The 26,435-nt window shown below is 30.9% G+C and carries 24 protein-coding genes and 1 tRNA gene; 6 read left to right on the forward strand and 19 right to left on the reverse strand.

The genetic code is table 11. The annotated features are described in order from the left end of the window. Positions 1–5: 5 nt before the first annotated feature. Positions 6–1,331 (forward strand): RIP metalloprotease RseP, encoded by a 1,326-nt coding sequence (gene rseP / locus RH81_RS08495; protein ID WP_033959713.1) that lies wholly within the window; start codon positions 6–8, stop codon positions 1,329–1,331. Positions 1,332–1,415: 84 nt separating this feature from the next. After that, positions 1,416–1,489: transfer RNA gene (locus tag RH81_RS08500), tRNA-Asn, on the forward strand. 631 nt (positions 1,490–2,120) lie between these two features. Here RH81_RS08500 and RH81_RS08505 read toward each other — a convergent pair. The 6 genes from RH81_RS08505 to RH81_RS16445 all read right to left on the reverse strand — a co-directional run bounded on the left by RH81_RS08505 (position 2,121) and on the right by RH81_RS16445 (position 9,081). After that, positions 2,121–2,876 carry a LamG domain-containing protein gene (locus RH81_RS08505; RefSeq protein WP_033959714.1) on the reverse strand — a complete coding sequence of 252 codons (756 nt, stop codon included), beginning with the start codon at positions 2,874–2,876 and terminating at the stop codon, positions 2,121–2,123. Positions 2,877–2,975: 99 nt separating this feature from the next. Continuing rightward, positions 2,976–3,575 carry an outer membrane beta-barrel protein gene (locus RH81_RS16440; RefSeq protein WP_052172475.1) on the reverse strand — a complete coding sequence of 200 codons (600 nt, stop codon included), beginning with the start codon at positions 3,573–3,575 and terminating at the stop codon, positions 2,976–2,978. A 257-nt stretch (positions 3,576–3,832) separates the two neighbouring features. Beyond that, positions 3,833–4,534 (reverse strand): hypothetical protein, encoded by a 702-nt coding sequence (locus tag RH81_RS08515; protein ID WP_033959716.1) that lies wholly within the window; start codon positions 4,532–4,534, stop codon positions 3,833–3,835. A 17-nt stretch (positions 4,535–4,551) separates the two neighbouring features. Further along, positions 4,552–5,235, reverse strand: coding sequence for a hypothetical protein (locus RH81_RS08520; protein WP_152604810.1), 684 nt, complete (start codon positions 5,233–5,235; stop codon positions 4,552–4,554). A gap of 353 nt (positions 5,236–5,588) precedes the next feature. Further along, complete coding sequence (locus tag RH81_RS08525; RefSeq protein ID WP_033959720.1) at positions 5,589–7,787, reverse strand: DUF748 domain-containing protein; 2,199 nt, start codon at positions 7,785–7,787, stop codon at positions 5,589–5,591. Positions 7,788–8,328: 541 nt separating this feature from the next. Continuing rightward, positions 8,329–9,081 carry a T9SS type A sorting domain-containing protein gene (locus RH81_RS16445; protein WP_052172476.1) on the reverse strand — a complete coding sequence of 251 codons (753 nt, stop codon included), beginning with the start codon at positions 9,079–9,081 and terminating at the stop codon, positions 8,329–8,331. A 279-nt stretch (positions 9,082–9,360) separates the two neighbouring features. Here RH81_RS16445 and RH81_RS16450 point away from each other — a divergent pair, with 279 nt between their 5' ends. Then, positions 9,361–10,488 (forward strand): leucine-rich repeat domain-containing protein, encoded by a 1,128-nt coding sequence (locus RH81_RS16450; RefSeq protein ID WP_052172477.1) that lies wholly within the window; start codon positions 9,361–9,363, stop codon positions 10,486–10,488. A 117-nt stretch (positions 10,489–10,605) separates the two neighbouring features. Here the strand turns inward: RH81_RS16450 and RH81_RS17330 are convergent, their stop codons facing one another. From RH81_RS17330 to xerA, 9 genes are all read right to left on the reverse strand, one after another. Further along, a complete protein-coding gene (locus tag RH81_RS17330; protein ID WP_033959722.1) occupies positions 10,606–10,788 on the reverse strand; it encodes a DUF6090 family protein in 183 nt (60 codons plus the stop codon). 351 nt (positions 10,789–11,139) lie between these two features. Continuing rightward, the gene (locus RH81_RS16455; protein ID WP_052172478.1) at positions 11,140–11,670 is read right to left on the reverse strand and encodes a TlpA family protein disulfide reductase; all 531 of its coding nucleotides are present in this window, start codon (positions 11,668–11,670) and stop codon (positions 11,140–11,142) included. A 250-nt stretch (positions 11,671–11,920) separates the two neighbouring features. Next, positions 11,921–12,352, reverse strand: coding sequence for a helix-turn-helix transcriptional regulator (locus RH81_RS08550; protein ID WP_033959724.1), 432 nt, complete (start codon positions 12,350–12,352; stop codon positions 11,921–11,923). A gap of 206 nt (positions 12,353–12,558) precedes the next feature. Then, complete coding sequence (locus RH81_RS16460) at positions 12,559–13,113, reverse strand: hypothetical protein (RefSeq protein ID WP_052172479.1); 555 nt, start codon at positions 13,111–13,113, stop codon at positions 12,559–12,561. A 232-nt stretch (positions 13,114–13,345) separates the two neighbouring features. Further along, complete coding sequence (locus RH81_RS08560; RefSeq protein ID WP_161791978.1) at positions 13,346–14,524, reverse strand: serine hydrolase domain-containing protein; 1,179 nt, start codon at positions 14,522–14,524, stop codon at positions 13,346–13,348. An 835-nt stretch (positions 14,525–15,359) separates the two neighbouring features. Then, a complete protein-coding gene (locus RH81_RS16465; RefSeq protein WP_052172480.1) occupies positions 15,360–16,073 on the reverse strand; it encodes a DUF6090 family protein in 714 nt (237 codons plus the stop codon). A 233-nt stretch (positions 16,074–16,306) separates the two neighbouring features. After that, positions 16,307–17,044 (reverse strand): DUF6090 family protein, encoded by a 738-nt coding sequence (locus RH81_RS17140; protein ID WP_052172481.1) that lies wholly within the window; start codon positions 17,042–17,044, stop codon positions 16,307–16,309. A 226-nt stretch (positions 17,045–17,270) separates the two neighbouring features. Beyond that, positions 17,271–17,954 (reverse strand): RluA family pseudouridine synthase, encoded by a 684-nt coding sequence (locus RH81_RS08580; RefSeq protein ID WP_033959729.1) that lies wholly within the window; start codon positions 17,952–17,954, stop codon positions 17,271–17,273. Positions 17,955–18,196: 242 nt separating this feature from the next. Continuing rightward, positions 18,197–19,324: a site-specific tyrosine recombinase/integron integrase gene (xerA, locus tag RH81_RS08585; protein WP_052172482.1), complete on the reverse strand. Its 1,128-nt coding sequence runs from the start codon at positions 19,322–19,324 to the stop codon at positions 18,197–18,199. Between the two features lie 88 nt (positions 19,325–19,412). Here xerA and RH81_RS08590 point away from each other — a divergent pair, with 88 nt between their 5' ends. Beyond that, complete coding sequence (locus tag RH81_RS08590; RefSeq protein ID WP_033959730.1) at positions 19,413–19,796, forward strand: hypothetical protein; 384 nt, start codon at positions 19,413–19,415, stop codon at positions 19,794–19,796. 42 nt (positions 19,797–19,838) lie between these two features. Here RH81_RS08590 and RH81_RS16765 read toward each other — a convergent pair whose 3' ends face one another. The 4 genes from RH81_RS16765 to RH81_RS08610 all read right to left on the reverse strand — a co-directional run bounded on the left by RH81_RS16765 (position 19,839) and on the right by RH81_RS08610 (position 23,500). Next, positions 19,839–20,291, reverse strand: a complete 453-nt coding sequence (locus RH81_RS16765) for a winged helix-turn-helix transcriptional regulator (RefSeq protein WP_081988255.1) — start codon at positions 20,289–20,291, stop codon at positions 19,839–19,841. Positions 20,292–20,383: 92 nt separating this feature from the next. Then, entirely contained in the window at positions 20,384–21,022 is a 639-nt protein-coding gene (locus RH81_RS16475) for a helix-turn-helix domain-containing protein (RefSeq protein WP_052172483.1), read from the reverse strand. A gap of 26 nt (positions 21,023–21,048) precedes the next feature. Next, positions 21,049–22,263 carry a site-specific integrase gene (locus RH81_RS08605; RefSeq protein WP_033959733.1) on the reverse strand — a complete coding sequence of 405 codons (1,215 nt, stop codon included), beginning with the start codon at positions 22,261–22,263 and terminating at the stop codon, positions 21,049–21,051. A gap of 268 nt (positions 22,264–22,531) precedes the next feature. Next, entirely contained in the window at positions 22,532–23,500 is a 969-nt protein-coding gene (locus RH81_RS08610; protein WP_033959734.1) for an NAD-dependent epimerase/dehydratase family protein, read from the reverse strand. A 206-nt stretch (positions 23,501–23,706) separates the two neighbouring features. On the opposite strand from RH81_RS08610, the gene RH81_RS08615 reads away from it, so the two are divergent. Beyond that, complete coding sequence (locus RH81_RS08615) at positions 23,707–24,192, forward strand: hypothetical protein (protein ID WP_033959735.1); 486 nt, start codon at positions 23,707–23,709, stop codon at positions 24,190–24,192. A gap of 115 nt (positions 24,193–24,307) precedes the next feature. Then, positions 24,308–26,371 (forward strand): M13 family metallopeptidase, encoded by a 2,064-nt coding sequence (locus tag RH81_RS08620; protein ID WP_033959736.1) that lies wholly within the window; start codon positions 24,308–24,310, stop codon positions 26,369–26,371. Positions 26,372–26,435 lie beyond the last annotated feature (64 nt).

Below are 26,435 nucleotides of genomic sequence, written 5' to 3' on the forward strand. Positions count from 1 at the left end.
GATACATGGAGTTTGTAATACGGATATCACAATTTTTATTAAGCCTTTCCCTTCTAATCGTACTTCACGAATTAGGACACTTTATACCTGCAAAACTATTTAAAACCAAAGTAGAGAAGTTCTACTTGTTTTTTGATATTAAATTTTCCCTGTTTAAGAAAAAGATTGGTGATACAGTTTATGGTATTGGCTGGCTTCCTTTAGGAGGTTATGTGAAAATTGCAGGAATGATTGATGAGAGCATGGATAAAGAGCAGATGGCTCAACCACCACAACCATGGGAATTCCGTTCTAAACCAGCTTGGCAGCGTTTAATAATTATGCTTGGTGGTGTAACGGTTAATTTCATTTTGGCTTATGTGATTTATGTTTTCCTAGCATTTACATATGGAGACAAAACAACAAAAATAGAAAGTTTAAAAGATGGATATTGGATTGAAAATGAGTTTCTTCAAGATTTAGGATTTAAAACAGGAGACAAAATATTAGCTGTTAACGATATCAAAGTTATAAATGATTATGATGTACGTTCAAACATTATTGGAGCCGAAGAAATAACTATTTTTAGAAACGGTAAAGAGAAAGTTATCGATTTACCAGAAGACTTTCTTGGCCAGTTTACTTCTGCAAAAAGCAAAGAACTTTTTGAACGTCGTATTCCGTTTATGATTGGAAAAGTAGCTGACTCATCTCTAAACAAATCGTTCGATGTAAAAGCTGAAGACATCATCACTAAAATTGATGGAAAACCAATAAGGTATTTCGATCAATTAGATTCAATAATGTCCAACTACAAGAGTGAAACTTTAACGATAGAACTGTTGAGAGGTGAAGAAACAATTTCACGTCAGTTAAAAGTAAATGAAAATGGTAAATTCGGATTTCAACCAGCCTTTGATAATAAGCGCTTTGCTGAATTAGGATATTATGACATTGCTATACAAACGTACACGTTTGGTGAAAGTTTTGGAGCAGGTGGAACAGATTTTGTAGACACAGTTAACAAATATGGCGCACAATTAAAAGCAATTTTTAATCCTAGTACAGGAGCTTATAAAGGTGTTGGAGGTTTCAAAGCGATATACAGTATTTTTCCTAGCGTTTGGAGTTGGGAAGCCTTTTGGATTCTAACGGCATTTCTTTCAATTATGTTAGGCGTTTTAAATTTACTGCCAATACCAGCATTAGATGGTGGACACGTAATGTTTTTGTTATATGAAATGATCTCAGGTAGAGCGCCAAGTGAGAAGTTTTTAGAACGCGCTCAACTTGTTGGATTCATCATATTAATTACTTTAGTCTTATTTGCCAATATTAATGATTGGATCTAATTATTTTTTAGCATTATTTTTAAAAAAAATGCTTGCTAAACTTAAAAAATAATTTATATTTGCGCTCGCAAAAGCGATAAACACTCCTCCTTAGCTCAGTTGGTTAGAGCATCTGACTGTTAATCAGAGGGTCCTTAGTTCGAGCCTAAGAGGAGGAGCATAGTTAGAAAAAGCCTTTACAGAGATGTAGAGGCTTTTTTATTTCCTTTGGGTCGAACATAGGTCGAACAAATTGAGTTGTTTAGTATTTTATCTCAGTCTTTTTTTATATGCTTTTTTGAAATATAAGAGTGAGTTCTGCTAATTATATGTTAATGTGAATTCAGATTTTTAAGAAGATTAATTTTGATTTGATGTTCCTATTTGGAATTTTAGTTGTAAAATCTGCAACCAGCTTAGATTCATTTTTAAATAATCAAAATTTTTCATAGAACAACTTTTTGTAACATGGTTGTTAAACTCAAAAAATAAACCGCGAAAAAAACCAAGCTTTTTTTCGCAATAGAGAAATTCAGAGTTCGAGTGAGTTTTCCCTTAAAGGTTTGAGTAAGCTTCACCTTTAAGAGTATGAGTGGCAATAGTTCCAAATTTGAAATTTAAGTAACAGAGTTTAGATAGGAGTTACAATTTTGGTCAGCTTTTCGCTGAATGTGCTACGTGTTCGTGTATGGCTTGTTGCGTTGGCGAGAACTAAGTTAACAAAAGAAACCGAACCAGAGGAAATTCCGCAGGAATTTCCAAGTAGGCTAGAACCAAGCAATTGGTTATACACGTTGTTGTAAGCAGTTTTTATTCACAACAAGGTTCTGTTTCGTAAAGCAAAGAGATGTTTGACTGAGTTAGTTCAACATTAAAAATTCCAATATCATCAAGTTTACCATTAAACTTGCCAAAAAATAAATCTCCAATATCTTGAACTGTTGGTGGATTGTTGCCACAGTCTGCAATGCCAGTATCTGTATCTTTTAAAACACCATTTCTATATATACTTAAAGTATTATTCAATTCATTGTAAGTAATTACTAGATGATGCCAATTATTAATGTTGTTATTTAAATCTTCTGAAGGTTCATGTACGGAATTCAAATGACTAAACACTGGTTGTGCTAATTCAAATAATCGTATTGACCATTGACCAATAGTGTCTGGACAATGTAAATCAATATCATCTCTACTAACTAAAACTCCATTTGATGTTGCATTATACCATAGAGAAATTGAAAATTCCGAAAGATTATCTAAAAAAGCAGTATTTGTTGTAGTAAGATATTCATTATTAATAGATTCAAATTTGTAAGCGCAATCAATATTTCCATCCCTGTCAGTAGTTGGAGAAGCTGTGGTTAAATTGGTTAAATCATTTGAATTAGACACATCATCAAGACTACCATTGCTGAAAGGATAAAAGGCAATTAAATTACTTTGTAATCCAGATGGAATACATTGAGTTAACTGAATGTTTAAATCAACACTTGATGTGCTTTCATCGTTAGAGCAAGAAAAAAATATGCTTATCAAAATAATTGTAAATAGAGTCTTTTTCATAATGTTTTATATTAAGACGCAAAAAGTGTAGAATGGTTGCGTCAAATTGTTTGAAAATAATATTATTAAATATACCTATGTTAAACAGCTCTTTTGAACTCACAAATAAATAGTAAAACCTATACCTAAAGTAAAACCATTATTAGTAGTTTCAAAAGTAGATTGGTCACTTGTAGTTTTATTATGCTGATAAGTAATGATGGGTTCTAAAGATGTATGTTCATTTAAAAAGAATGCGTATCCTAAACCAAACTGATATCTAAAAAAATCACTCCTATTTTCAAAACTATTACTGTCACTTTTACTGGAACCAAAACCTAAAGATGCTTGGCCGAAAAGACCATTTTTTAAATAATATCTAGCAAAAGGACCAATTAAAAAACTTCTGCTAATGTTAGAAGATTTATTGCCATCAATATTTGTGAATTCATTTTCAGTGTAATTGAATGAAGTTTCAATACCTAGAGCTAGCCTGTCGATGATAAAATAGGCTGCTTTTGGGCTAATTCCAATTCCAAACGATTTATTCTTAATTTTAATTCCGTCTTGTTGAGATTTTGAATTGTTAGTTGAAAAGAATATTGAACCATCAACAATAAAATTTCCTTTGTCTGTAGGATTGGTTGATTCTTCTTTATCTTGAGCTAATGCATTAATAGTTGTAAAAAGCAAAATAGTCACTATTAGTAATTTTCGCATAATTATGGATTTTAAGTTTCTTCTAACTTATCAATAAATATGCCATAAAATGATTTTAAATACTGAGAAAGTACTAATTTGTAACCAATGTTTAAGGACGATACGGTTTGTCAAATTGCTTACGTGTTCGTGTATGATTTCGTTGCGTGTTAAGCAACTAAATTAGTAAAAATGAACCGAACCAGTGGACAATCCGCAGGATTTTCCACGTAGGCTAGAACTAGCAATGAATTATACACGTTGTTGGCAAATCGTTTTTAATTCACCCATCGATTAATAAACTTATAAGATATTGTATCATTTTTTTTATCTAACAAATAATATTCGCTTCCACCAGACCAACCAGCATAATAATCACTTAAAATAATTTTTGAAATTTCCATTTTGGTGTATTTATCATAAGCTCTATAAGACAAATTCATAAGTAATTCGTACATAATATAATCGCAATAAAATATTGATTCCTTATCTGCTATGTGGTTTTGCAACTTTTCTTTTCCTTTTGTGTACATCAAATAGATCTTAATATCTTTTTCACCCTTTTTAATATTCTTATCAAAAAAGTCAATGACATCTGAGTAACAAAATGAATATTTAATTTCATTCTGGTGTATTATTAATTTTTTAGAACAGACCAATTTAGAATTCTGTTTTATTATAGAAGTTACATAAGGTGACAATCTATAATTTTTGTCTTTTTCATTTAATTTTGAACCATAAGCAAATAAGGTGTCATTTATTGCTATAAATTCAATTTTATGTCTTTTAGACCAATCAGCTTTTATATAATCAATCATTGTACTATCAACTCTTCCGTTTCTCTTTATGTATTTTAAATCTGAAGTACAGTTTAATTCAATATCCTGACTATTCCGATTATCCTCATTATGACCACAACTTGAGAATAGAATTGCTAATAGAATTGCTAATAGAATTGTGCATAAATGTAAATACTTCATGATGTTTAAATACGTTTTTACCAATTTTTCCAAAGTTCTACAGAATGATGTATATCTAAACATGAAAAAGATGCAATTGTATCTTCTTGTTTACTAATTAAGAAGTATTCATAACCTTCCCAGTTGCTAACCTTGAATTCATTAATAAACGTTTTTGGAATCATAGACTTTGTTTTATTGTCAAATAATTCAAACGGGATATTTCTAATTAGTTTGTAAATTGATTTATCACCAGATTTAATCGGTTCATGTTTTTTATTTTGTTCCATTTTCAACAAGATGTCTTTAAGTTCTTTTAAGTAAAAATCTCTGACATTACCTTTTTCTAGTTTTTTATCTATGAACATCAAAATATCTGAAAAACAAAATGTAAATGAAATTTCATTAGATTTTATAGTTGCTTTTTTTTCGCATTCCAATTTTGAAGATATTTTCTGTATTGGATAAATCCAAGCAACTTGACTGAATTCATTTTTTCTAAGTTCAACAACTAAAAATGTCGTATCATTTTTCTGTTTATATCTGTAATTATTTTTAAGAGAGTCAAAATAGCTTTCTTTTTTATTGAATTCTATTTCTCTAACTGAGTATGTGTTTTTATATTTTAATTGAGTTGATTTATTTAAAATTTCAATGTCATTATTTTTAGAACAGCTAAAGATAAATATTAGAAATATTATAATAAATGATGATTTTGTCATAATGTTTGCCAACGTGTTCGTGTATGGTTAGTTGCGATGGCTAGCAACTAAATTAGTAAAAGAAAACGAACCAGAGGAAAATCCGATAGGATTTTCCGAGTACAAACAAACTGAGCAATTGATTATACATGTTGTTGTGCTTTCGTTATTTTAATGATTTTCTTTTTTCAATGCTATTTATGAGGTTGATAGTATTTTCTTTTAAATCTCTCAAATAATCTTTTTAACACCTAATCTTTATTCCAATAAAAATTCTCATAATATTTGAATTTTTCTGTCGGTTCTATTAAACGTTCTCTAGCATCTTTATTAACAATACTAAATAACCTAAACATTTAAAAAGAGCTTTCATGTTAATTAGCAATTGTATCTTTAGTAGGTTCTTCTTCTTCTTCTTCTCCCATTAAACCGTAAGTAATTAAAAACTTTGGATACGCACCAGAATTTTCAAGAGCTTCAGGTTTCCCTTGTTTAAGTTCAATGTTTGTAATTGGATATTCTAGTTTAAGATAGCTGTCTACTTTTTTCATAACGACTTCTCTTCGTGTTCTAGCTAAACTGTCTATGGGTTGGCCTTTAGTTAGCTGCTTAATGGCTATTGTGATGTTCAAAGAATCATTACCCACTTTCTTAAAAACGTATGCGTTAAAATCCTTTTCGTTTTTTAAATAGTCATCTCCTGTATCTTTATTGAACTGTAATCCAATATATTCGGCCGCTAGAGCTTCCGTTAATAGCGTTGAATCTACAAAATAAGTCATTGTTATTTTTAAGGAATCTTTCTGTCGCTCTAAATCTAATAATTTAGACAACTGCCTTTCATGCTTTGGGTTAAGAATAGAATCTGTATACGTAAAATTCAATTCTTCTAATTCCTTTGGATCACCACCTACAAGACCTACTAAAAAGTTAATTGGTGCTGCTACTGTTTTCCCAATGACATTTTTGAAGGTTTTCCAGACAATGGCACCAATATCAGTGCTAGGATCATTTAAATCTCCTTTCACTGGAATATCTAAATTAACGTCTCCGTTTTTATCCGTTAAAAGAAAAAAGGCAAACTTTAATGGCAGATCGTAAAGTCCTCCCTTAGAATTTTCGAGAGACGCATTTTTAACTAACAGTTTATTTTTACTATCAATTTGCCCGTTAGTCAATTTAGATTTTGAAAAGTAGTACATATCTCCTTTCAAAATACTGTGACCCATATAATGATTCGTGTAAATGTTGAGATCTGATAATAAAAAATTTTCTATGGCAATGTCTAAGGTGGAATTCAAATAATTACTCGGATCAATACCTAATTCAGATTTTAAGGTACCACGTTCATTGAGTAGCATTGTTGTATAAATGTCTATCCATTCGCTCGTGTTGGTGATGCTATCTGAATCTATTTCAATCTCACTCAGGTTATAATTAAAGGGTTGTCCGGTTAAATTATCTGTATAATCTAAGATCCCATTATTTAGTGTTAATTTGTTTATGGCATAATTTAGCGCGTTCTCAGTTTGTGATTGAATTGTGTCAGAGACGACAGCAGAAGTTTCAGGAGTGTTCTCAACGTTAATATCATCGAGTTTAAAAATGCGAAAGAAATTATTGGAAAGGGAATCTAATTGAAAATAAGTATATGAATCGTCTATAGTCACTGAAGCCAGCTCATAGTTACTGTTATAATAATCGATAGACTGAATTTCTGTATTAATATGTTTGGCAGACATAAATGTTTTGCCGCTAGTATCAACCATTTCAAAGTCATTAACACTGACCGTGCCGGTTACAATCGATTTTATCGCTTCATTTGTGTTTCCTTCAATTTTTATTTGCGAATTTAAAAGACCGTTAAAATCATTAATTTTTGCATATTCTGCGACATATTCATAGAATGGATTCAGGTATAAATCTTTTATTGTGATAACCGCATCAAATTCACCATCTACAGGATTTACATTTATAGCTGATTGAAAGTACCCGCCATTTTTAAAATGAAACTTCACATCCGCATTACTTTTTTCTTTTTGGTCCCAACCTATATGAGGAATCATAAATGATAAATCTTCAATAAGTGTTTCTTTATCAACATTTTTATCGTCGAAGGAGAAATTTGAATCTTTCAATTCAATATCAGAAATACTGTATTTAAAAGGCTCTGGATCTTTTGTGTTTATAGAGTCATCTGGTTGAGAATGGAAGGCTAATAAATCGTCAAAATTAAAGGTAGAATCCTTCATCACGGTTTTAACCATTAATCCTTTTATATAAAGCTGTTCGATTTCAATTTTATCTTTAAATAATTGTAAAGGTTCTAAATTTATAATGAGGGTATCTAAAGTTGTAAACTCATCTTTATCATTACTTTCATACATTTTAAAGTCATAGACTTTAACTGTACTCGAGAAGTAATTATATTTTAATTTTCCAATATCTATTTTTCGGCCAATAAGTTCTTTACTATTATTGATGGCATAATTTTTTGTAATAGTTGGTAAAAAAATCAGAACTAATATTATGATTAGCACTAAACCAATTAGTGTTTTTTTTATTTTACCCATTTAAGCAATAATTTATTTTGGATTGTTTTTTAATTACATTTCTCATTCCAATTAATACAAGTAAGATTTCGCCAATAGCATATTTCAAATACTTTCCTGTTTTATTTTTCTCCATAAGGTCGTATCGTATTTTTCTAAAGAATTTAATCATTGGTTAGCGGTTTGTCATAATGAAGCACAATGCTCCCTGTGTATAGCGTAGTGAGGCGCGCCTCACGAAGAGCTATGTTCGCGCCTCATTCGCTATACATTATGTTGTGTGTAGTTTCTTGAGGAGCTCACAAGGAACTGCATAAATATACATTAATTAGTCGAGGTGCGATCAACAGGGAGCATTGTGGGTAATTAGTAGAAAAGGAGCGTTTGCAAAACGCGGTTTCTATGTGCCGCAGGCAATTACCCACAACGTCTTCGTGTATGATTTCGTTGCGTGTTTCAGCAACTAATTTAGTAAACAAAAACGAACCAGAGGAAATTTCGAAGGAATTTCCAAGTAGGCTAAAACTAGCAATGAATTATACACGTTGTTAGCAAACGTTTTTTATTCTTTCAAAAATTTTAAAGTGTTTCCGTCATCAAATTTCATGAAGTATAGTCCATTCATAAAGTTTCTGATATCAATTTCTTCATTGCTTTTAATACTACCTTTAATGACTTCCTGCCCTAACGCATTTAAAATACTGTATTTTTTAATTGTTTCTAAATTAGGCATCATAATCGTAATATAATCTCTAGAAGGATTAGGGAATATACTAACCGCCTTATGCACTTCATAATTGTCTATACTTAAGGGGGCATCTGCAATAGAAACGTTAAAAAAGAAATCGCAACAAATTTCTTCTGATCCATCTTGAAATGCGGTTCCACCTGGATAACCATTAAAAGAATTGTATAAAACATCTATACTATTAACAGTAAATTCAAAGGTGTATTGACTATCTTGTGTTAAATTTAAAGTACCAGTAATATTTATTCTAATAGGGTCACCAATGTTATTTATCGTTATTGAAGGATGTGACTGTGTATATATCGGTGTACTATTGACGTTATTTCCACTATAAATATTTAAATTTCCAGCAGATACTGTTCCTGTTTCATTTGATATTAATTGTAGGTATTCTAAATATCCATTGCATTCCGCAACAAAACCTTGACCCCAAAGAAAAGTATCATTGTGTTCAACAATATCAACATTTTCGCCATACGTAATAATACATTGCGCAGATAAATGCTGAGAAAAAAAAATTATTGCGATAGTCAAACTAATTCTAAAGGTAATCATGGTATTTTTCATTTGAAATTTGTTTTTAATGTTTGCTAACGTTTATGTATAAGAATAGTTGCGGGTTTGTATGCGAGGATTTTCCGAAGGAAAATCAGACGTTACAAACACGCAACGACCTTTGATTAAGCACTAACCGCAATTATTTTTATACGTTGTTAGCCTTTCGTTATTATTGCTTTATTAAAATAGAAATAAATAATATATAAAATTAGCAACAAGGTTCAAAATAACGATTTAATTAAAAATGAGTAACTTACTTTGTTTTTAACTTATAAAATACATCAATCTATGAAAAAAATATTATTATTATTTGTTATATTTAATATGACATTTATGTATTCACAAACGTTTGATGACGGAATATTATCATATTCAGTTTTAAATGGATTAGAAGCAACAGTTACTGGTGGAGCAAGTGGTTGCCCTACAGGAGTTCTTATAATACCGGCTACAATTGATTACAACAGTATAACTTATTCAGTAACAGACATTAGTGATAGCGCTTTTTATAACTGCACAGGATTAACAAGTGTTATATTTCCATCTTCGCTAGTTAGTATGCAGGATAACGCTTTTGATGCTTGCACAGGATTAACAGGAATACTTACGCTTCCTGAGTCACTGACTACTATTGAAGACAGAGTATTTACGAATTGCACAGGATTAACAAGTATTGATTTTCCTGCTTCACTAATGACTCTTATTAATAATCACGCTTTTTCAGGATGCACAGGATTAACAAGTATTGATTTTCCTGCTTCTACTACTTTTGGTCAAGCTATTTTTCAGTCTTGCACAGGATTAACAAGTATTAATTTTCCCGCTTCAACAACTTCTATTAATTATCTTACTTTTTCAGGATGCACAGGATTGACGGGTACACTTACACTTCCTAGTTCGCTCACTACTATTCGTTATGGTGCTTTTACAAATTGCACAGGATTGACAGGTATTGAATTACCTGCTTCTGTGACTACTATTGAGGATGAAGCTTTTTCTTATTGTATAGGATTAACAAGTATAAAAGTAATGATGACAACACCACCTACTATTACTAGTGCTGTTTTTATTGATGTAGATAAAAACACCACTTCTTTAATGGTTCCTAGCGGTAGTGTTTCAGCATATGGTGCTGCAATAGGATGGCAAGATTTTAACAATATTACCTTAAGTGTACAAGACATTGCATTAACTAAAGGGTTGACTTTATATCCAAATCCGGCAAAAAACACTTTATTTTTAGAAGTAGCACTTGCTGTTGATATAAAAGAAATTATTGTTTATAATATGTTAGGAAAACAAGTATTGAGTGGTACTTCTGCTCAAATTGATATTTCAGGTTTATCAGAAGGAATGTTTGTATTGAAGTTAGAAACAACAAACGGTATTGCTGTTAAAAGATTTATAAAAAAATAGTAAAAGAATATTTTTTAGAATCACGTCTTAAAAAGCATATAATTTGTTTTTTAAGACGTGATTTTTTTATACTTATAAAATTTTTATAGAGATTAGTAATTATATCAGCTTTCAATTTTACAAGAATAAATTGCTCTTTAATAGATTTTTTTTTTGATTTTCACTCCATGTATTAACCTGAAGTGCTATTAATATCCCAATAACCACAAGCACTATTTCTCCAATAACATATGTCAGATATTTTACAGTTTTGCCTTCTGCAAATAAATTCTGGCGAATTTTACGAAAGAATTTTATCATTGGTTATTCGTTGGTCATAATGAAGGCTAACGTGTTTGTATATGATACGTTGCGTGGTTTAGCACGAAAGTTAGCAAATAAAAACCGAATAGAAAATCCGTAAGGAATTTCCAAATAGGCGAGTACTAGCAATGAATTATACACGTTGTTACCAAATGTACTATTTTTTATTTTTCATTCAATTTCATAAATTAGCTAAATCCGAATAGACATTGATAATCAATTTGTATCAAATACGGAATCAAAAAAAACCACTTTATTAAATAAAAAGGCTTTTACGAATATGATTGAATTTGAGTTTTTTAGTGTCCTGATTTTTCTTGCTCGTTCTGTGAACAACTTTTTATATAACTATATATATTCTTTTAAAAATTCAATAAATTCTTTTCCACTTTCTTGCTCAATCTGTTGTGTGATGATTTTTTTGATTGTAAAATCAGCATCTAAAAGTACCGTGGTTGGGCGTTCCATAATCCCATGTTTCATAAACACTTCTCTTCCTAATTGAACAAACTCAAAGGTGTATTTATTCTTATTTTTATATTCTTTTGTCAAGTCTAAATCTTGATCATTAATGAGTATAAAAATTGTTTCCTCATTAATTTCTTCATATGCTTCTTGTAATATTGGCATTTCTGTTAAACAAGGTCTGCACCAAGTTGCCCAAAAATTTATGACTACTTTTTTTGATTTGGATAATTCTTTTAGAGTAACAGTTTCTCCATTTAATTTTTTTACTTGTAGTGAAGCGAAATCAATCTTGTTAATTTGACTTTCTGAATAGGAGTTAATCAAGGGTTTTGATAAAACATTAAAAGCAATAAACAATAGACCTAATGATAACCCCCAGAAATATGGGGATTTGAAATTGATTTTTTTCATGATTATGGGTTTTGAATTTTAAAATAAATTGATGGCTTGGTCAAAATTGAGTATTGAAAATAAAATCATTCCCAATAATGCAGTAGCAAAAAAGGTGATTATAAATTTAATTGAAAACTGAAAGGCTCTTTTCATACATGTGTTTTAAGTGTTTTAAAGCAGGCAAATATGTATGAATTCAATGTGTATTAAAAAAAATCAAGGGTGTAAAAAGGGGTGTAAATTGGTTAATATGCAGTTTTTAAGCAAGTTACTTTTCTTTCTTTTTAGATATCAGGTTGTATTTTTGAATAATCTCTTTGCGATTTTTTACATTTTCTTTCTTGTAAATATTATTGATGTGAGATTTTATAGTCGATAACTCAACAAAAAGAGTATTTGCTATTTCTATATTCTTTTTACGTTGTATGATTAACAGTACAATTTCTTTTTCTCTATCTGTTAAGTTGGTCTCAAATTTGGCAATTACTTCTGTAGATTCTTTGGTTCTGCCAAGAATAATTCCAAATAGTAAAACGAGAAGTAAAAATGCTATTATCATAATTGAATTGATTGAATTCACTTGTACAGATCTTGCATATTCAGGCGCATATAAAAAAGTAAACACAAAAACACAAATACCAACAGCTATTGCCAATGCTAGCAATACTCCTTTCTTAGGGATTTGTTTTAAGAGGTTCATTTTATTCTTTTTTCGAATTTTATATTCTATAATTTAACGATTCTTCCGTATATTTGGTAACGTGTTCGTGTATGGTTAGTTGCGTTGGCTAGCAACTAAATTAGTAAAAGAAAACGAACCAGAGGGAAATCCGCAGGATTTTCCGAGTACACACAAAACCAGCAATTAATTATACACGTTGTTGGTAGTTCGTTGTTTTATTCCTATTAATCAGTTATGTATCTTTTCGGAATTGGCTGGCCACTTTTTTCAATATCCCATATTATCGAGCTAATTAACCATTTTCCATTCACATTTAAGACCTGAAAACTGTTAACACCTCTTTCACCAATTTCCTCGTCGCCATTAAATTTAGTGGCATATGCACTAATACGATGTCCAATTTTGCCGAAATATTCGGTTTCACCTCCTAATTCTACTTCGTCAAAAGCAGTTAATTCACCCGCAAAATTACCAGCTTTGAATTCTTCAATAAATTCATCAATGTAGTAGGAATTCAAGCTATCCTCACGAAAATTAATCAAGGTAGCCTTAGGCGTAAAAAGGGATTTCATAGTAACATAGTCAGGTGTTGTTCCTTTCTCGAAAGAAATGACTTTATAGGCATCCGTTATTAGTTGGTTAATGGCTTGCTCTGTTTCTGAAATTGTCATTTCCTTCTCGGTCGTTGTTTCTTTTGCTACTGAATTCTCTGGATTTTGATTACAAGAGTATAGTCCTGCAGCAAGTAATAGACATATTAAGAATTTAAAATTTTTCATAAAAAATAGTTTAAAGTTTGAATTTAAGTAAGGTCTTGGTTATTCAGAATATTATTATATAAATGCATTTCCGTTTCAATGACTACCAACGTGTTGTGTATGCTTAGTTGCGTGTTTGAGCAACTAATTTAGCAAATAAAAAACGAATAGGAAATTCCGCAGGAATTTTCGTAAGCCAGCTATAACTAGCAATTAAATATACACGTTGTTGTGCTTTCGTTATTATTTTAATCTAATTAATAGCAGGTAGAATGTATTCCTCAAGGAGTTCAATTACCTTTACTTTACGGATATAATTCCCACTCGTAAAAACAACTACTGTGTTTAATTTTGGTAGAATTATAATCTCCTGTCCTCCCCAGCCTACCGCATGATACATGTTAATTTCTTTCCCAGACTTTGTGTAGGATTTTAACCACCACGAATATGAATAATCATGACTTCCGGAAGAGTGTCCTTGTATGTCTATATTCCTGTTATTTGAATATGTGGTGGAACTTTTTTCAATCCATTGTTTGGATATAATTTGGGTATCATTATAAATTCCATTATTTAAGTACGTAACACCAATTTTTACCATATCTCTTGGTGTCATTTCCAAGCCACCACCTGCTTCAATAACGCCATTTTCAAATCGAAGAGGCCAATTGGAAGAGTCAATTTCTAATGGTTTGAATATATTTTCTTCCGAGAATTTATCAAGTTCCATATGTGATGCATTTTTGATGATTTCCCCTAATATTATTGTATTTCCACCTGAATAGTTGAAAGTAGTTCCAGGATTATGTGTCAGAGGTTTCTCTAAAATAAATGTAATAGGATCTTTATCCTGATACCAAATACCAACAATGTCATTTGATGCATTGCCTAAATCAGCCCATTCTAAACCAGAAGTCATGGTTAACAGATGCTCAATAGTTATTTTTTCTTTACCATTCGTTTTCAAATGCTGGTGATCGGGTAAATAATCAAAAATGGATTGATCAACACTTTCAATAAAACCTTTGTCAATAGCAATTCCAACACATAATGAAGTTATACTTTTAGATACAGATTTAACACCATGCGGAGTTGATTTATCCCAACTAGTCCATTCACCATGATGATTTTCACCATCCCATTTGTATTTATGTCCTTGAAAGTATTCTTCAAAGACAAGATTGCTATCCTTGAAGATAACCATAGAATGTACTTCGTCATACTTACCACAATTTATTTTATCTACAGCATTTTTAAGTAATATTGAATCAATATTCACCTCTTCTAAAGAGCCAACTTCAAATCCATCGTTAATATATTTAGGTTGATGATAAGAATATTGTATAGTAGGTTCACATTTGCAGCCTACAAATATTAATGAGAGAACTAAAATTATTGAGATAGCGTATTCCGAGATACAATTTTTAAGCATTTTCATTAATCTTGTTTTAATATATATCCAAAATTCCGACTATTTTGAAGGTCGGTGAGCTTTTTTATTCTGAATTGTTGAATTTTAGCGACAAGTTGTTAAATGACGCACAACGTGCTCGTGTATGGTTAGTTGCAGTGAGCACTAAGATAGCAAAAAGAAAGAGCGTAGAGGAAATTCGGTAGAATTTCCGTGGTAATCATTAAACACCATCAAGCAATTGGTTATACACGTTGTTCTACGCAGTTTTTATTCCGCTTAATTTTTCATTCAGTTTATCATTTCCATAAACTTGCTAAATTCCGTAAGAGTAAATTTCAACATTCAGGTTTTTACGCAACGTTTATAAATTCCGATTGAGTGATAATTTCACAAGAGTAAATTCAGCGTTTGTAATGGTTTTGTGTAATTTATTCAGACTTTTTTAATTCCGTTCGCCCAAAATTTGATTTAATTTTACTCTTTCGTTTTCTTTTGGCTTTTCTTCCACTTGTCAGTTACAAATACACTATATATGGATATTAATAATCCAAGAATTAGAGCACTATACAGTAAGATTTTATTATCTGAAAAAATTGTTAATCCGAGTGTTGTAAACATCATTCCAATTACAAATAGGGTTGTCCCTTTATTTTTTTTCATTTTTGTCAAGTTAATATTTAACTGATTAGTAGTATAATCTAATTATTTGTTACGATTTATCTCGTGATTGTGTATGGTTAGTTGCGTGGTTAAGCAACTAATTTAGTAAATAAAAAACGAATAGAATATTCCGCAGGAATATTCGTAAGTAGGCTAGACTTAGCAATTAAATATACACGTTGTTGTGCTTTCGTTATTTATTCTGCTCAATCAAATAAACTTCAATTTGATTAATCAATTTTGTTGCATCATTGATTGCGCGTTTAGACCATCTTATTTCAGAGAATGTTTTTGACTTTCTACCAAGAAGTAGGTTTTCAAAAACAATACTTTCTTTAATTACTTTAGTGTTATCTATTCTAGGAATTCGCTTGTCATCATATGGGTTTAAATCGGAAAAATAAGTGCCCAATTCCCATTCATCATAAACAAAATCCTCTATCTTGTCTCTTGCAAATTTGTTGTTATATTCTACCATTTTTGACATTTTATCTGTGTCAGTATAATATAAATAAATGGCTTCAATTAGATTTTGGTCATTAATCCATTTAAAGTGAGCTCCAGTCTCCATTGATTTAAATGCTGTTTTAACAGCGTAGAATTCTCTTTCTTTAACTATGTTGCCTATTTGGTCTAATGTGTAATTTTCATCTTCTGGCAAGAAGATAATTCTAAATGAAATATCAATTGCTTTCTGAATATTTTCGTTGTATTCAATCTGCTTATTCAGATTTTTGATATCTTCGTTAAGATTCTGCTTTACAAATTCAAGTGAAGATTTCAATTGAATTTGGTCTTGTTTTGATTCATTCCAGTTATTAATCTGTAGCGCTATTAAAATTCCAATAACCACAAGTACAATTTCTCCAATTGCATATTTAAAATACTTTCCAGTTTTGTTTTCCATTAGTAAGTTTTGGCGAATTTTTCGAAAGAATTTTATCATTGGTTAGCGGTTGAGTGTAATGAAGCACAACGTGTTCGTGTATGGCTTGTTGCGTTGGCGAAAACTAAGTTAACAAAAGAAACCGAACCAATAGGAAAATCCGCTAGGATTTTCCGAGTACACACAAACCAGCAATTGGTTATACACGTTGTTGTGCTTTCGTTATTTTTCTTCGATAGTTATTATTTTGAAACTTATTCCTTTAAATCTGTTGTATCCTTATTTTCCAAAACATCGATTAGTTTAATACATTCTTGCTTCCCCTCTTCCAAAAAAGATAGATAAGAAGCTGTAAGCAAATTATAATTAATCGCTCTATTACCTAATTCGGTAATTAATCTTTTATCTGTATCAAGAAGTCGTGCTGTCTTAAAAAAAGTTTCTTGATCAAATTTTTTATTAGGTTTTGGTAGATACTTTAAATTGAAAACAAGAACTCCAGCATTAAGTAAATCTTTTAATCCGCCTTCATACCAAATTTGCTGATTATATAACTTTTCAAAAGACTCTTCATATTTTATAATAGCATCTATTTTAGTTTTATCCTCAATCAATCGCATTCCGCCAGAATTTTTGAGTTGTGATAAGGTTCTGTCAGTTTGGGTTATAAAATCTGGATGGGCTAAACTATACATATACCAAAGCATTAGTTCTGCATCTTTTTCTTCTTTTACATTATAATTATAACATCTAAATGCAAAAGAATCTAGGTTTGCAATGCGTTGCTCGTTTATAGAAATTATATTCTTGAAATTTGATAAATCTGTTTTTGCATCTTCAATTAGTGAAAAAAGATAATTCTGTTCTATTTTACGTTCTGATTTTTTTTGGCTCCAATTATTAATAGAAAGAGCAATTAGAATTCCAATGACGACAAGTATTATTTCTCCAATAGCATACTTAAAATACTTTCCAGTTTTATTTTTTTCCATAAGGTCGTATCGTATTTTTCTAAAGAATTTTATCATTGGTTAGCGGTTTCTGATAATGAAGCACAACGGTGGCGTGTATGGTTAGTTGCATTGGCTGGAACTAAGTTAATAAAAGAAAACGAACCAGAGGAAAATCCTACGAATTTTCCGAGTACACACAGAACCAGCAATTAGCAATACACGTTGTTAGCTGTAGTTTTTGTTTTTTCCGATTATTAAAAGTATGTCAGCAATTGGATAGGCCAAGGCGATAACTATTCCAAAAAGCGTTTTTTGGTAAGGGTGCTTCAAAGGTTTTGAATTCTTTAGAGCCAGAGACTTGATATGTTAATCTCCACGCATGAAGGCAAATAGATAGAGGGTAGTATTCTTGTACTGAACCATATTTTTCATCTCCAATAATAGGGAGCCCAATATTTGCTAATTGAGCTCTTATTTGATGGAATCGACCAGTTTTTGGTTTTATTTCTAAAAGATAGCCAAAATCGTTTTTGTCTATAACTTTATAGGAAAGCATGCACTCCAGGGAGTCTTTTGATCTTGATTGGGCTATATCTGCTTTTTTTTCTAGGTTGTTTTTTACGATAAAATTAATTAGGTTTTCTTTGTTCTTTGGTGGCTTGTTTTTAACTATTGCCAAATAAGTTTTTTGAACTTTCCGGCTACTTAATAGATTATTAAATTCCACAAGAATACTTTTTTTCTTGGCAAAAATCAATACTCCACTTGTCACGCGATCTAATCTATGTATTATTCCAATATAGGGCTTTCGTTTGCTTTTTAAAAGGTGACCAAGAACTTGATTCTCAACAGTGCAATCCTCGTAAGGACTTTTTTCACTTATAAGTCCAGCCATTTTGTTTACGACTATATAATCGTTGTTTTCATGTACTACTTCAAGGTTGGGCATTAGCAGTTTTCTTTTTCAAATTTTAAAATAGTATTAATGCGTACAAGAAGTCCAGTTACAATCTGATTATTCAAGTTTTAATCACATAAATTAATTGTTGGTCAGGAAAACTGACATTGATCATTCCACTTTCTATTTACGGAATGATTTATTGTATTAACTCTCTAACATTATTCTTCCATCAGTAAGCAATTACAGCTAACAATTGGATATAGACTATTGCCTATATCCGTACTATAGCGCTAAGATAGTAAATCTTTAATTTCCATGAAAGACCTATTGGCTACATGAGTATATATTTCTGTTGTTTTAGTAGAACTATGTCCGAGTAAAAGTTGAATATGTCTGATGTCAGTTCCATTTTCTAATAGATGTGTTGCAAAGCTATGTCTAAACATGTGAGGTGTGACTTTTTTCAAAATACCTGCTTTTTTTGCAGCCACTGAAATAATTTTTAAAACACTGGTAGCACTATATTTACCTCCTTTTTGACCTTCAAAAAGATATTTTTCAGGTCGATATTCTTTATAATATTGTTGAAGGTTTTTCAAAATACTAGGACTTAATATAGAAATACGATCTTTATTTCCTTTTGCATTCTTAATTTTCACAACCATTCTTTTACTATCTATATCAGTAACATTAAGACTCAATAACTCTCCTCTACGTAGTCCAGATGAGTAAAGTAGCCCCATAATGCACTTATGTTTAATGTTATTGGAGCTATTGATAATTTTTATGATTTCTTCTTTAGATAAAACTTCAGGCAGTTGTTTTTCTTTCCTTGGTCTTTCAATTGAATAAAACCTATTGGGCATTCCATGGACACTTTCGTAAAAGAATTTTATACTATTAACAGCCAGATTCACATAAGAATTAGACTTTCCGTCTTGTATCAGCTTTTGTAAATACTTTCGAACATCTATTTCATTTAGAGTGATAGGATCTTGGTCATAATAGTAATTAATGAAAGTCTCAAAACAAGAAACGTAGTTACGAACCGTATTGTCAGAATATCTTTTAAGTTCAAGCTTTAGCAAGTATTCTTCAGGGCAAGGCTTAAAGCCTTCTTTAGGTTTTCTATTTCTATATCGTTCCAGATTAAGCTTAGGATTATCAGCATTTATAATTTTATCAGAAAAGAAATAGTTACCATTCACCCAAGCAACACCGTGAAAAGTTTTAAATATTAATTCTAAGTTGCTTTTATTGTTTGAAACATAGAACATACTATATTCTTTACTCCAAGATATATCTGGCAGTGTATCAATAAGTGCTTGTATAACCTTATTGGTATTAAATTGAAGTCCAATACATTTGTTTTGATTAATAAGTAAATGCTTTAGTGTTATACTTTTTTGTAGTTCCATGATTTTTTTTACAAATTAGTGGATATAAATGATTTAAGCGTATCTTATTCGAATAGGATGCGTATAAAATACGTTTAATTTAAAATTCATGAGATTTCATAAAGAATGTTTGCACTGTAAGAAGCTATTAGTTGGTAGAACTGATAAGAAGTTTTGCGATCCACAGTGTAAAAGTGGTTATCAATACAAGAAATCAAAAGAACAACCAGAACGATTTTATAATATAGTAGACAACCAACTAAAACTTAATCGTAAAATATTAAAGGAATATAATAAAGGAGGTAAGGTAACGGTAAGATCAAATATTTTAACGGAAAAAGGATTTAACCCCAATTTCTTCACACACTATTGGAAGAATACTAAAGAAGACGTTTATCTATTTATTTATGAATATGGTTTTCTTAAAAGGAACGAACATGGAGTTGAAAAGTTTATTTTAGTAAAATGGCAAGATTATATGGAAAGTAGATAATCATCGCCATTTATTAAATGCCTTTCATAACTGAGACAATTCTTATTGTTGTATTAATAATTCAGGATAATCCTCAAACACTTTTTCAGTTTCTTCGATTAAATATTTTTTTGAGATGTTTATAAAATTTGTTTTGTCATCAATAAACGCACGAACTAATCTATTATCATTCAAACTCATATTGACATCATCTAATGACCCAGAAAACAAATATAATTCTGCTATAATTGGAACTAATTCAATGCCTTTTAGGGTGAGGACATATTTGTTTTTTTGCTTATGAGAGGCATCAGGAACTTTCATAATAATTCCATTTTCAACTAATTTTTTTAAACGATTGCTGAGTGTGCTTTTAGAAATTTTTTCTTTGGATGATAGAAAATCATTAAAATGATGTTTACGGTGATATATAATATCTCTTATAATTATTAGAGACCACTTATCCCCAATAGTGTTTAGGGATTGATAAACAGGGCAATACGATTTTTTTGTCATTTTAAGTTTTAGTTTGATACTAGTCTTTATTCTGACTAGTCCATAATTAGAACCAGTTAGAAATTAACTGGTATTAAATTGAGACTAGAAATTTAAAATTTATGATTTCGTGTTAAATAGTCAATAGCTTCTGTTTCTATTTCACTATTGGACAGCTGTCTTTTTTGAGATAAGTACTCTTCCAGTTCTGTTTTTTTAAAGTACATATTCTTACCATTTGGTTTATAAAAAGGAATGCTTTTAGAACTAGTCATTTTGTAGATTGTAGATTTGGAAATGTTTAAAAACGTACAAGCTTCTCCAGTATTGAATATAATATCAACATTATTATTAATGTCATTACCATTAGTTATTTTAGCATTAAACTCTCCAGACTCAATAGCCTTAAATGAATCACTAATAATTCCTTTGGTTTCTTTTAATAGTTTTTCATAGAGATTATAAAATTCTTCAAAAGATTCCCAGCTATTGACTTCAATCAGGTTTTCTAAATCTAATAACCATCGCATAGGATCTGATGATGCATTTAGCTGATGTCTCATAAATAATAATCTTTCATGATGGCTTAATTCATGAATCCTTTTAATAAGAGTATAGCAATATCCATAATTATAAAAGCCTTTCTTGTTTGAGTTTATTGAAATCTCATTTAGGGTAATATCATATTCATGATTAAATTTATCTCTACGAGTATAAATTGGATTAGAGAATGTGGTTTCTTCTATTGGCATAAATAGTTAGGTTGATTTAGGGTTTATTAAAATAATAGTAGTTTTTCGTTCGCTTCGTTAATGACGTCGCTATCAAATTCTTTTAAGTAGGTATTGGTAATGTTTATGTTTTGATGTCCCATAGATTCACTAATAATATCTGTAGATACACCAAGCTGTTTTAAGTTAGTTGCAAAACTATGTCTGGCAACATAACTAGTAAGTTTTTTGTCGATACCAACCAAAGAAGCAATCTGCTTTAAGTCTTTATTAAATTTTTTAAGCGTTTTGAATTTTCGGTTTTGAATTTGAGTAGGTGTAAGGTTTTCCTTTAACAGAATTGGAAATACATAGTTAGTATTGGTATGATGATTTGAATAAAAACTCAGTATTTCCTTTACGGGAGGAAGTATTTTAATACTAAAACGTCCTTTAGTTTTAGAACGTATATAGGTAATAGTATCATCATTAATATTATCCCATGTTAAATACATTATATCAATAAAATTCATCCCCCGAGTAAAATACGAGAATAAGAAATAGTTTTTGGAGTGAACTAGATTTGTATGTTCACTAATATCAAAGTCAAATATTTTCTGAATTTCATCTCTAGATAAAGCTCTCTTTATGCCTTTCCCTTTTAGTTTCGCAATTTTATATTTCTTAAAAGGGTAAAAGGACTCATCAATAACGTTTTTAGATATGGCATCATTATATAAGGCACGTAGTTGTCTCATACGAACAGCAATACCGCCATCAACATTACCTCGAGAGCGTAAGTGAGTTTCAAAATCATCTAAAAAGTTCATGTCAATCTCTTGAAACTTTAAATTATTACGAGGGCAGAACTTAAAAATAGCATCTCTAGTATCTTTATATGCTTTAGCACTTCCAGTTCTTCCAGCTTCATTTAGTAATTCCACTTTATAATCAAAGAAATCATAAACAGAAATACTCTTACGTTTGTAATCACCTCTGAATCGTTCTTCAAATTGACTTAGAGTAAAATCAACCCCCTCACTTTTAAAATCATCAATTATAGATGAAGCATTACTTTTAAACTTATCTAAAAGCGCGTTTCGTTGGATATAGTTTTCGTGGTTTTTCTTAAATTCAGATTTACGGTCATTCCATTCGTTATCTTGACAGGAGAATCCTAAAGAAATTATTTTCTTCCTTCTATCTTTTGTGATTCGTAGCGCTATAGGAAACGAGTTGTCTCTTAAGCGTTTGGTTCTTTTAATTATACTTACAGTTGCCATAAAATGATTTTGGGTCGAACATAGGTCGAACAAATGTAATAAAAAATGATAACAAAATGACACCTATTTGATTAAACTCCTTTATTTGTACGCTATTTGATGTAAGTGATGCAATCAAGTAAAAGGATTGAAACCTGACTGTTAATCAGAGGGTCCTTAGTTCGAGCCTAAGAGGAGGAGCAAGTTTTAAAAGCCACTAGTAATAGTGGCTTTTTTTGTGCTTTAAATTTTGGATAATAAGTTTATAATGAGTCCATTTGAAGGAATCCTAAGAAGAGAATTCCGCTTCGGAATCGTACTTAGACTTTAGTTGTTTTAACATTTCTAAAGTCATAGCTTTTAAATCATAATGATGTTTCCAGTTCCAATCTGTTCTAGCTGAAGTGTCATCTATAGATTTAGGCCAACTATCTGCAATTTTTTGCCTGAAATCTGGATTGTAGTTGATTTCAAATTCAGGAATAAACCTTTTAATAGCAGCAGCTAATTCTTTTGGAGTAAAGCTAATGGCTGCCAAATTATATGCAGATCTTATTTTTATTGCTTCGGAAGGCGCTTGCATAATGTTTACAGTAGCATTAATTGCATCGTCCATAAACATCATTGGAAGTTCAGTCTCCTCAGATAAAAAGCATTCATAGCTTTTATCCGTTATAGCTTTGTGATAAATTTCTACAGCATAATCTGTAGTACCTCCTCCTGGCATTGTTTTCCAACTTATAATTCCAGGATATCTAAGACTTCTTACATCAACCCCGTATTGCTTGTGATAATACTCACACCAACGTTCTCCAACTTGTTTAGTAATGCCGTAAACTGTAGTCGGTTCCATGATTGTATGCTGAGGCGTTTGAATTGAAGGAGTTGTGGGTCCAAAAACAGCAATACTTGACGGCCAAAACACTTTTTTAATAGCGCCTTCTTTTGCTAGATTTAAGACATGAAATAAAGAATTCATGTTTAAATCCCAAGCCATCATTGGATGTTTTTCGCCCGTTGCGCTAAGCATCGCAGCCATTAAATATACTGTATCTATATTGTACTTTTCAATACAGTTTTTAATTGCATTGTAGTCTTTTGCATCTAGAATTTCAAAAAGACCAGAGTTAACTAAATCTTTATTTGAAAAACTAATATCACTGGCAATAACATTATTATTACCATGAATTTCACGCAGCTTATGGGTTAGTTCTGAACCAATCTGACCACCAGCACCAATGATTAATACTTTTGACATAAAAATTATACGGTTAAAATGCGAATCAAAAATACTAAGAATAAAAAGGACAAAAAACTTTAATGCTTAAAATTAACAACACTTTATTTTTTTGTTAAATCCGTTATGATAAACTTCAAAGTATATTCGTATTAAGTATATTTACAACTAAATTTATTTCTTAATTTATGCGTTTTAAGCTCTTTTTTTATTGCCTTCTTTGTATTATGATTGTTAGTTGTAAAACTGATACTCAAAAAGTAGAGATTAAATCGACGGTAGATGAGAAACAATCTAAAACCATTACAAAAGCCGAGATTGAAAACCTAAAGTATAATGACTACGGATTAAGTGCTGATGCTAAAAAAGCACTAAATGATTGGCAAAAATATCAAGAGCTAAACACACAAATAGAGTATTTAAAAATGGGTGATTTATCATTTTTTAAAAGTGATCTAACCTTAATTTCTACTTTTATAAATGATTTTAGAACTGAAATTCCAAAAGCAGTTAGTACTAATGAGATTAACTCCAGAATTACAGCTTTAGAAACTAAAATGCTCAAGTTAAATAGTTTACTGTTGCTTGATAATATTCCTAAAAACGAACAACTTAAAGGTTTAAAGGAAGTGTTTGTAGCTTTTTCTAACCTTAATCTTCAAATCAACAAAAACCTTGAGTTTGAGGCAAATAACATTTCTAAGCCACAGTAAATCTTAATAATGAAGCGTTTGATTTTCTTAATGTTTTGTTAATATGTAACAAATGGTTCGTTAAGACTTCTAATTAATAACTAATTTTAAATCAAATTTAAACACAACAAACACTATGAAAACTAATATCAAGAGTATTTTGATAGTTTCTGTATTGGCAGTATTTGCATTTTTAGGATGTAAAGAAGAGCCAAAAGAGGAAACGGCAATGGTTGAGAAAATTCCTGGAATTATTCTCGATAACATGGACACTACAATAAGTCCAAAAGACGATTTTTACAATTATGTAAATGGTAATTGGGCTAAAAACACAGTAATTCCTGAAGATGAAACACGATGGGGAGGATTTGGAGTACTTCGTAAAGATACGAGAGCAGATGTTTTAGAAATTTTAAAAACATCTAAAGAATTAGGGAAGTATGGAGAAGGAACAGATCAAAAAAAGGCATTACTTATTTTTGAATCAGAATTAGATACGGTTGCTCGTGATGAAGCAGGTATTAATCCTTTAAAACCAATCCTAGCCAAAATTGCTGGGATTAAAAGTATTGAAGACATGCAAACAGTTGAAGCAACGACTATGGGAGTTGCATCTCCATTTGGAGGAATCGGAGCTGGGCCTGATTTAAATGACAGTAGTATGAATACCGTATGGGTAGGACCAGGAGGAACAGGATTACAACGTGACTATTACTTAGATCAAGACGACAAGTCTAAAGAAATAAGAGAACAATATAAAGCGCACGTATCGAGAATGCTTCAGTTTATCGAATACAGCAAAGCTGATGCTGATGCTGCTGCAGAGAAAATTATTGCAATGGAGACTCAATTGGTGGAGCCAAGATTAGATAAAGTAGCTAGAAGAGATATACGAAATATGAATAATCCAACCTCTTTAGAAGATTTACAAAAAATGTCTCCTGCTATTGATTGGAGTAAAATGATTTCTGACCTTGGAATTACAAAAAAGATTGACACATTACTTGTTGCGCAACCTAAATACATGGCTGCAATGAGTGACTTTTTGAAAAACACATCAATAGAAGATATAAAAACTTTGATGGATTGGAGTACAATAGATGCTGCAGCTGGATATTTAACAACTGAAATTGAAACAGCAAATTGGGAATTTTATTCTAAAACATTAAGTGGAGCAAAAAAACAAAGATCAGCTGAAGAACGTGCACTTGGAACAGCATCAGGAACAGTTGGTGAAGCTATTGGTAAATTATATGTAGAAGCTAAATTTCCGCCAGAAGCCAAAGAGAAAGCGGAGAAAATGATTGCTAATGTAATTACAGCTTTCCAAAATAGAATTCAGAAATTAGATTGGATGACTCCAGAGACTAAATTAAAGGCTATTGAAAAGTTAGATAAATTTACAGTTAAAATTGCCTATCCAGATGAGTGGGAAGACTACTCGGCTTTAATGGTTAAAGACGGAAATACTTATGCAGAAAACATGATGGCTGTTGGTAAATGGGCTTTGGATAAAAATTTAGCTGAAATTGGAGAACCGATTGACAAATCAGAATGGGGAATGCCACCACAAGCTGTGAATGCTTATTTTAATCCAATAAACAACGAAATTGTATTTCCTGCTGCAATCTTACAACCACCATTCTATAACTATACTGCAGATGATGCTGTAAATTATGGAGGAATTGGAGCTGTAATAGGTCATGAAATTTCTCATGCTTTTGATGATTCTGGATCTCGTTTTGATGCTGATGGGAACGTAAATAACTGGTGGACAGATGCAGATCTTGAGGAGTTTACTAAGCGTGGAAATGCTTTAGCTGAACAATACAGTGCTATTGAAGTTTTAGATAGCGTTTACATTAATGGTAAATATACATTAGGAGAGAACATTGGTGATTTAGGAGGAGTTCTTGGAGCATATGACGGTTTACAGTTGCATTATGCAGAAAATGGAAGACCAGAAAATATTGATGGGTTTACGCCAGAGCAACGTTTCTTTATGTCTTGGTCTACTGTTTGGAGAACGTTAACAAGAGATGATGCATTAAGAAGACTTGTTAAAACTGATACACACTCACCAGGTATAGTAAGAGCAACTCAACCTTTAAAAAATATTGATGCGTTTTATGAAGCATTTGATATAAAAGAAGGAGATGAAATGTGGATCGCTCCTGAAGATCGTGTTAGAATTTGGTAATCAAATTTGATAAAAAATATAAAAGGCTGTCTTTATTAAGACAGCCTTTTTTTTGTAACTAGAT

The sequence above is a fragment of the Psychroserpens jangbogonensis genome, assembly GCF_000797465.1.
GTDB lineage: Bacteria > Bacteroidota > Bacteroidia > Flavobacteriales > Flavobacteriaceae > Psychroserpens > Psychroserpens jangbogonensis.

Bases quoted from the DNA above. Each gene is read 5' to 3' on its own strand.
- rseP (WP_033959713.1), top strand. From the start codon at position 6: ATGGAGTTTGTAATACGGATATCACAATTTTTATTAAGCCTTTCCCTT.
- RH81_RS08505 (WP_033959714.1), bottom strand. From the start codon at position 2,876: ATGAAAAAGACTCTATTTACAATTATTTTGATAAGCATATTTTTTTCT.
- RH81_RS16440 (WP_052172475.1), bottom strand. From the start codon at position 3,575: ATGCGAAAATTACTAATAGTGACTATTTTGCTTTTTACAACTATTAAT.
- RH81_RS08515 (WP_033959716.1), bottom strand. From the start codon at position 4,534: ATGAAGTATTTACATTTATGCACAATTCTATTAGCAATTCTATTAGCA.
- RH81_RS08520 (WP_152604810.1), bottom strand. From the start codon at position 5,235: ATGACAAAATCATCATTTATTATAATATTTCTAATATTTATCTTTAGC.
- RH81_RS08525 (WP_033959720.1), bottom strand. From the start codon at position 7,787: ATGGGTAAAATAAAAAAAACACTAATTGGTTTAGTGCTAATCATAATA.
- RH81_RS16445 (WP_052172476.1), bottom strand. From the start codon at position 9,081: ATGAAAAATACCATGATTACCTTTAGAATTAGTTTGACTATCGCAATA.
- RH81_RS16450 (WP_052172477.1), top strand. From the start codon at position 9,361: ATGAAAAAAATATTATTATTATTTGTTATATTTAATATGACATTTATG.
- RH81_RS17330 (WP_033959722.1), bottom strand. From the start codon at position 10,788: ATGATAAAATTCTTTCGTAAAATTCGCCAGAATTTATTTGCAGAAGGC.
- RH81_RS16455 (WP_052172478.1), bottom strand. From the start codon at position 11,670: ATGAAAAAAATCAATTTCAAATCCCCATATTTCTGGGGGTTATCATTA.
- RH81_RS08550 (WP_033959724.1), bottom strand. From the start codon at position 12,352: ATGAACCTCTTAAAACAAATCCCTAAGAAAGGAGTATTGCTAGCATTG.
- RH81_RS16460 (WP_052172479.1), bottom strand. From the start codon at position 13,113: ATGAAAAATTTTAAATTCTTAATATGTCTATTACTTGCTGCAGGACTA.
- RH81_RS08560 (WP_161791978.1), bottom strand. From the start codon at position 14,524: ATGCTTAAAAATTGTATCTCGGAATACGCTATCTCAATAATTTTAGTT.
- RH81_RS16465 (WP_052172480.1), bottom strand. From the start codon at position 16,073: ATGGAAAACAAAACTGGAAAGTATTTTAAATATGCAATTGGAGAAATT.
- RH81_RS17140 (WP_052172481.1), bottom strand. From the start codon at position 17,044: ATGGAAAAAAATAAAACTGGAAAGTATTTTAAGTATGCTATTGGAGAA.
- RH81_RS08580 (WP_033959729.1), bottom strand. From the start codon at position 17,954: ATGCCCAACCTTGAAGTAGTACATGAAAACAACGATTATATAGTCGTA.
- xerA (WP_052172482.1), bottom strand. From the start codon at position 19,324: ATGGAACTACAAAAAAGTATAACACTAAAGCATTTACTTATTAATCAA.
- RH81_RS08590 (WP_033959730.1), top strand. From the start codon at position 19,413: ATGAGATTTCATAAAGAATGTTTGCACTGTAAGAAGCTATTAGTTGGT.
- RH81_RS16765 (WP_081988255.1), bottom strand. From the start codon at position 20,291: ATGACAAAAAAATCGTATTGCCCTGTTTATCAATCCCTAAACACTATT.
- RH81_RS16475 (WP_052172483.1), bottom strand. From the start codon at position 21,022: ATGCCAATAGAAGAAACCACATTCTCTAATCCAATTTATACTCGTAGA.
- RH81_RS08605 (WP_033959733.1), bottom strand. From the start codon at position 22,263: ATGGCAACTGTAAGTATAATTAAAAGAACCAAACGCTTAAGAGACAAC.
- RH81_RS08610 (WP_033959734.1), bottom strand. From the start codon at position 23,500: ATGTCAAAAGTATTAATCATTGGTGCTGGTGGTCAGATTGGTTCAGAA.
- RH81_RS08615 (WP_033959735.1), top strand. From the start codon at position 23,707: ATGATTGTTAGTTGTAAAACTGATACTCAAAAAGTAGAGATTAAATCG.
- RH81_RS08620 (WP_033959736.1), top strand. From the start codon at position 24,308: ATGAAAACTAATATCAAGAGTATTTTGATAGTTTCTGTATTGGCAGTA.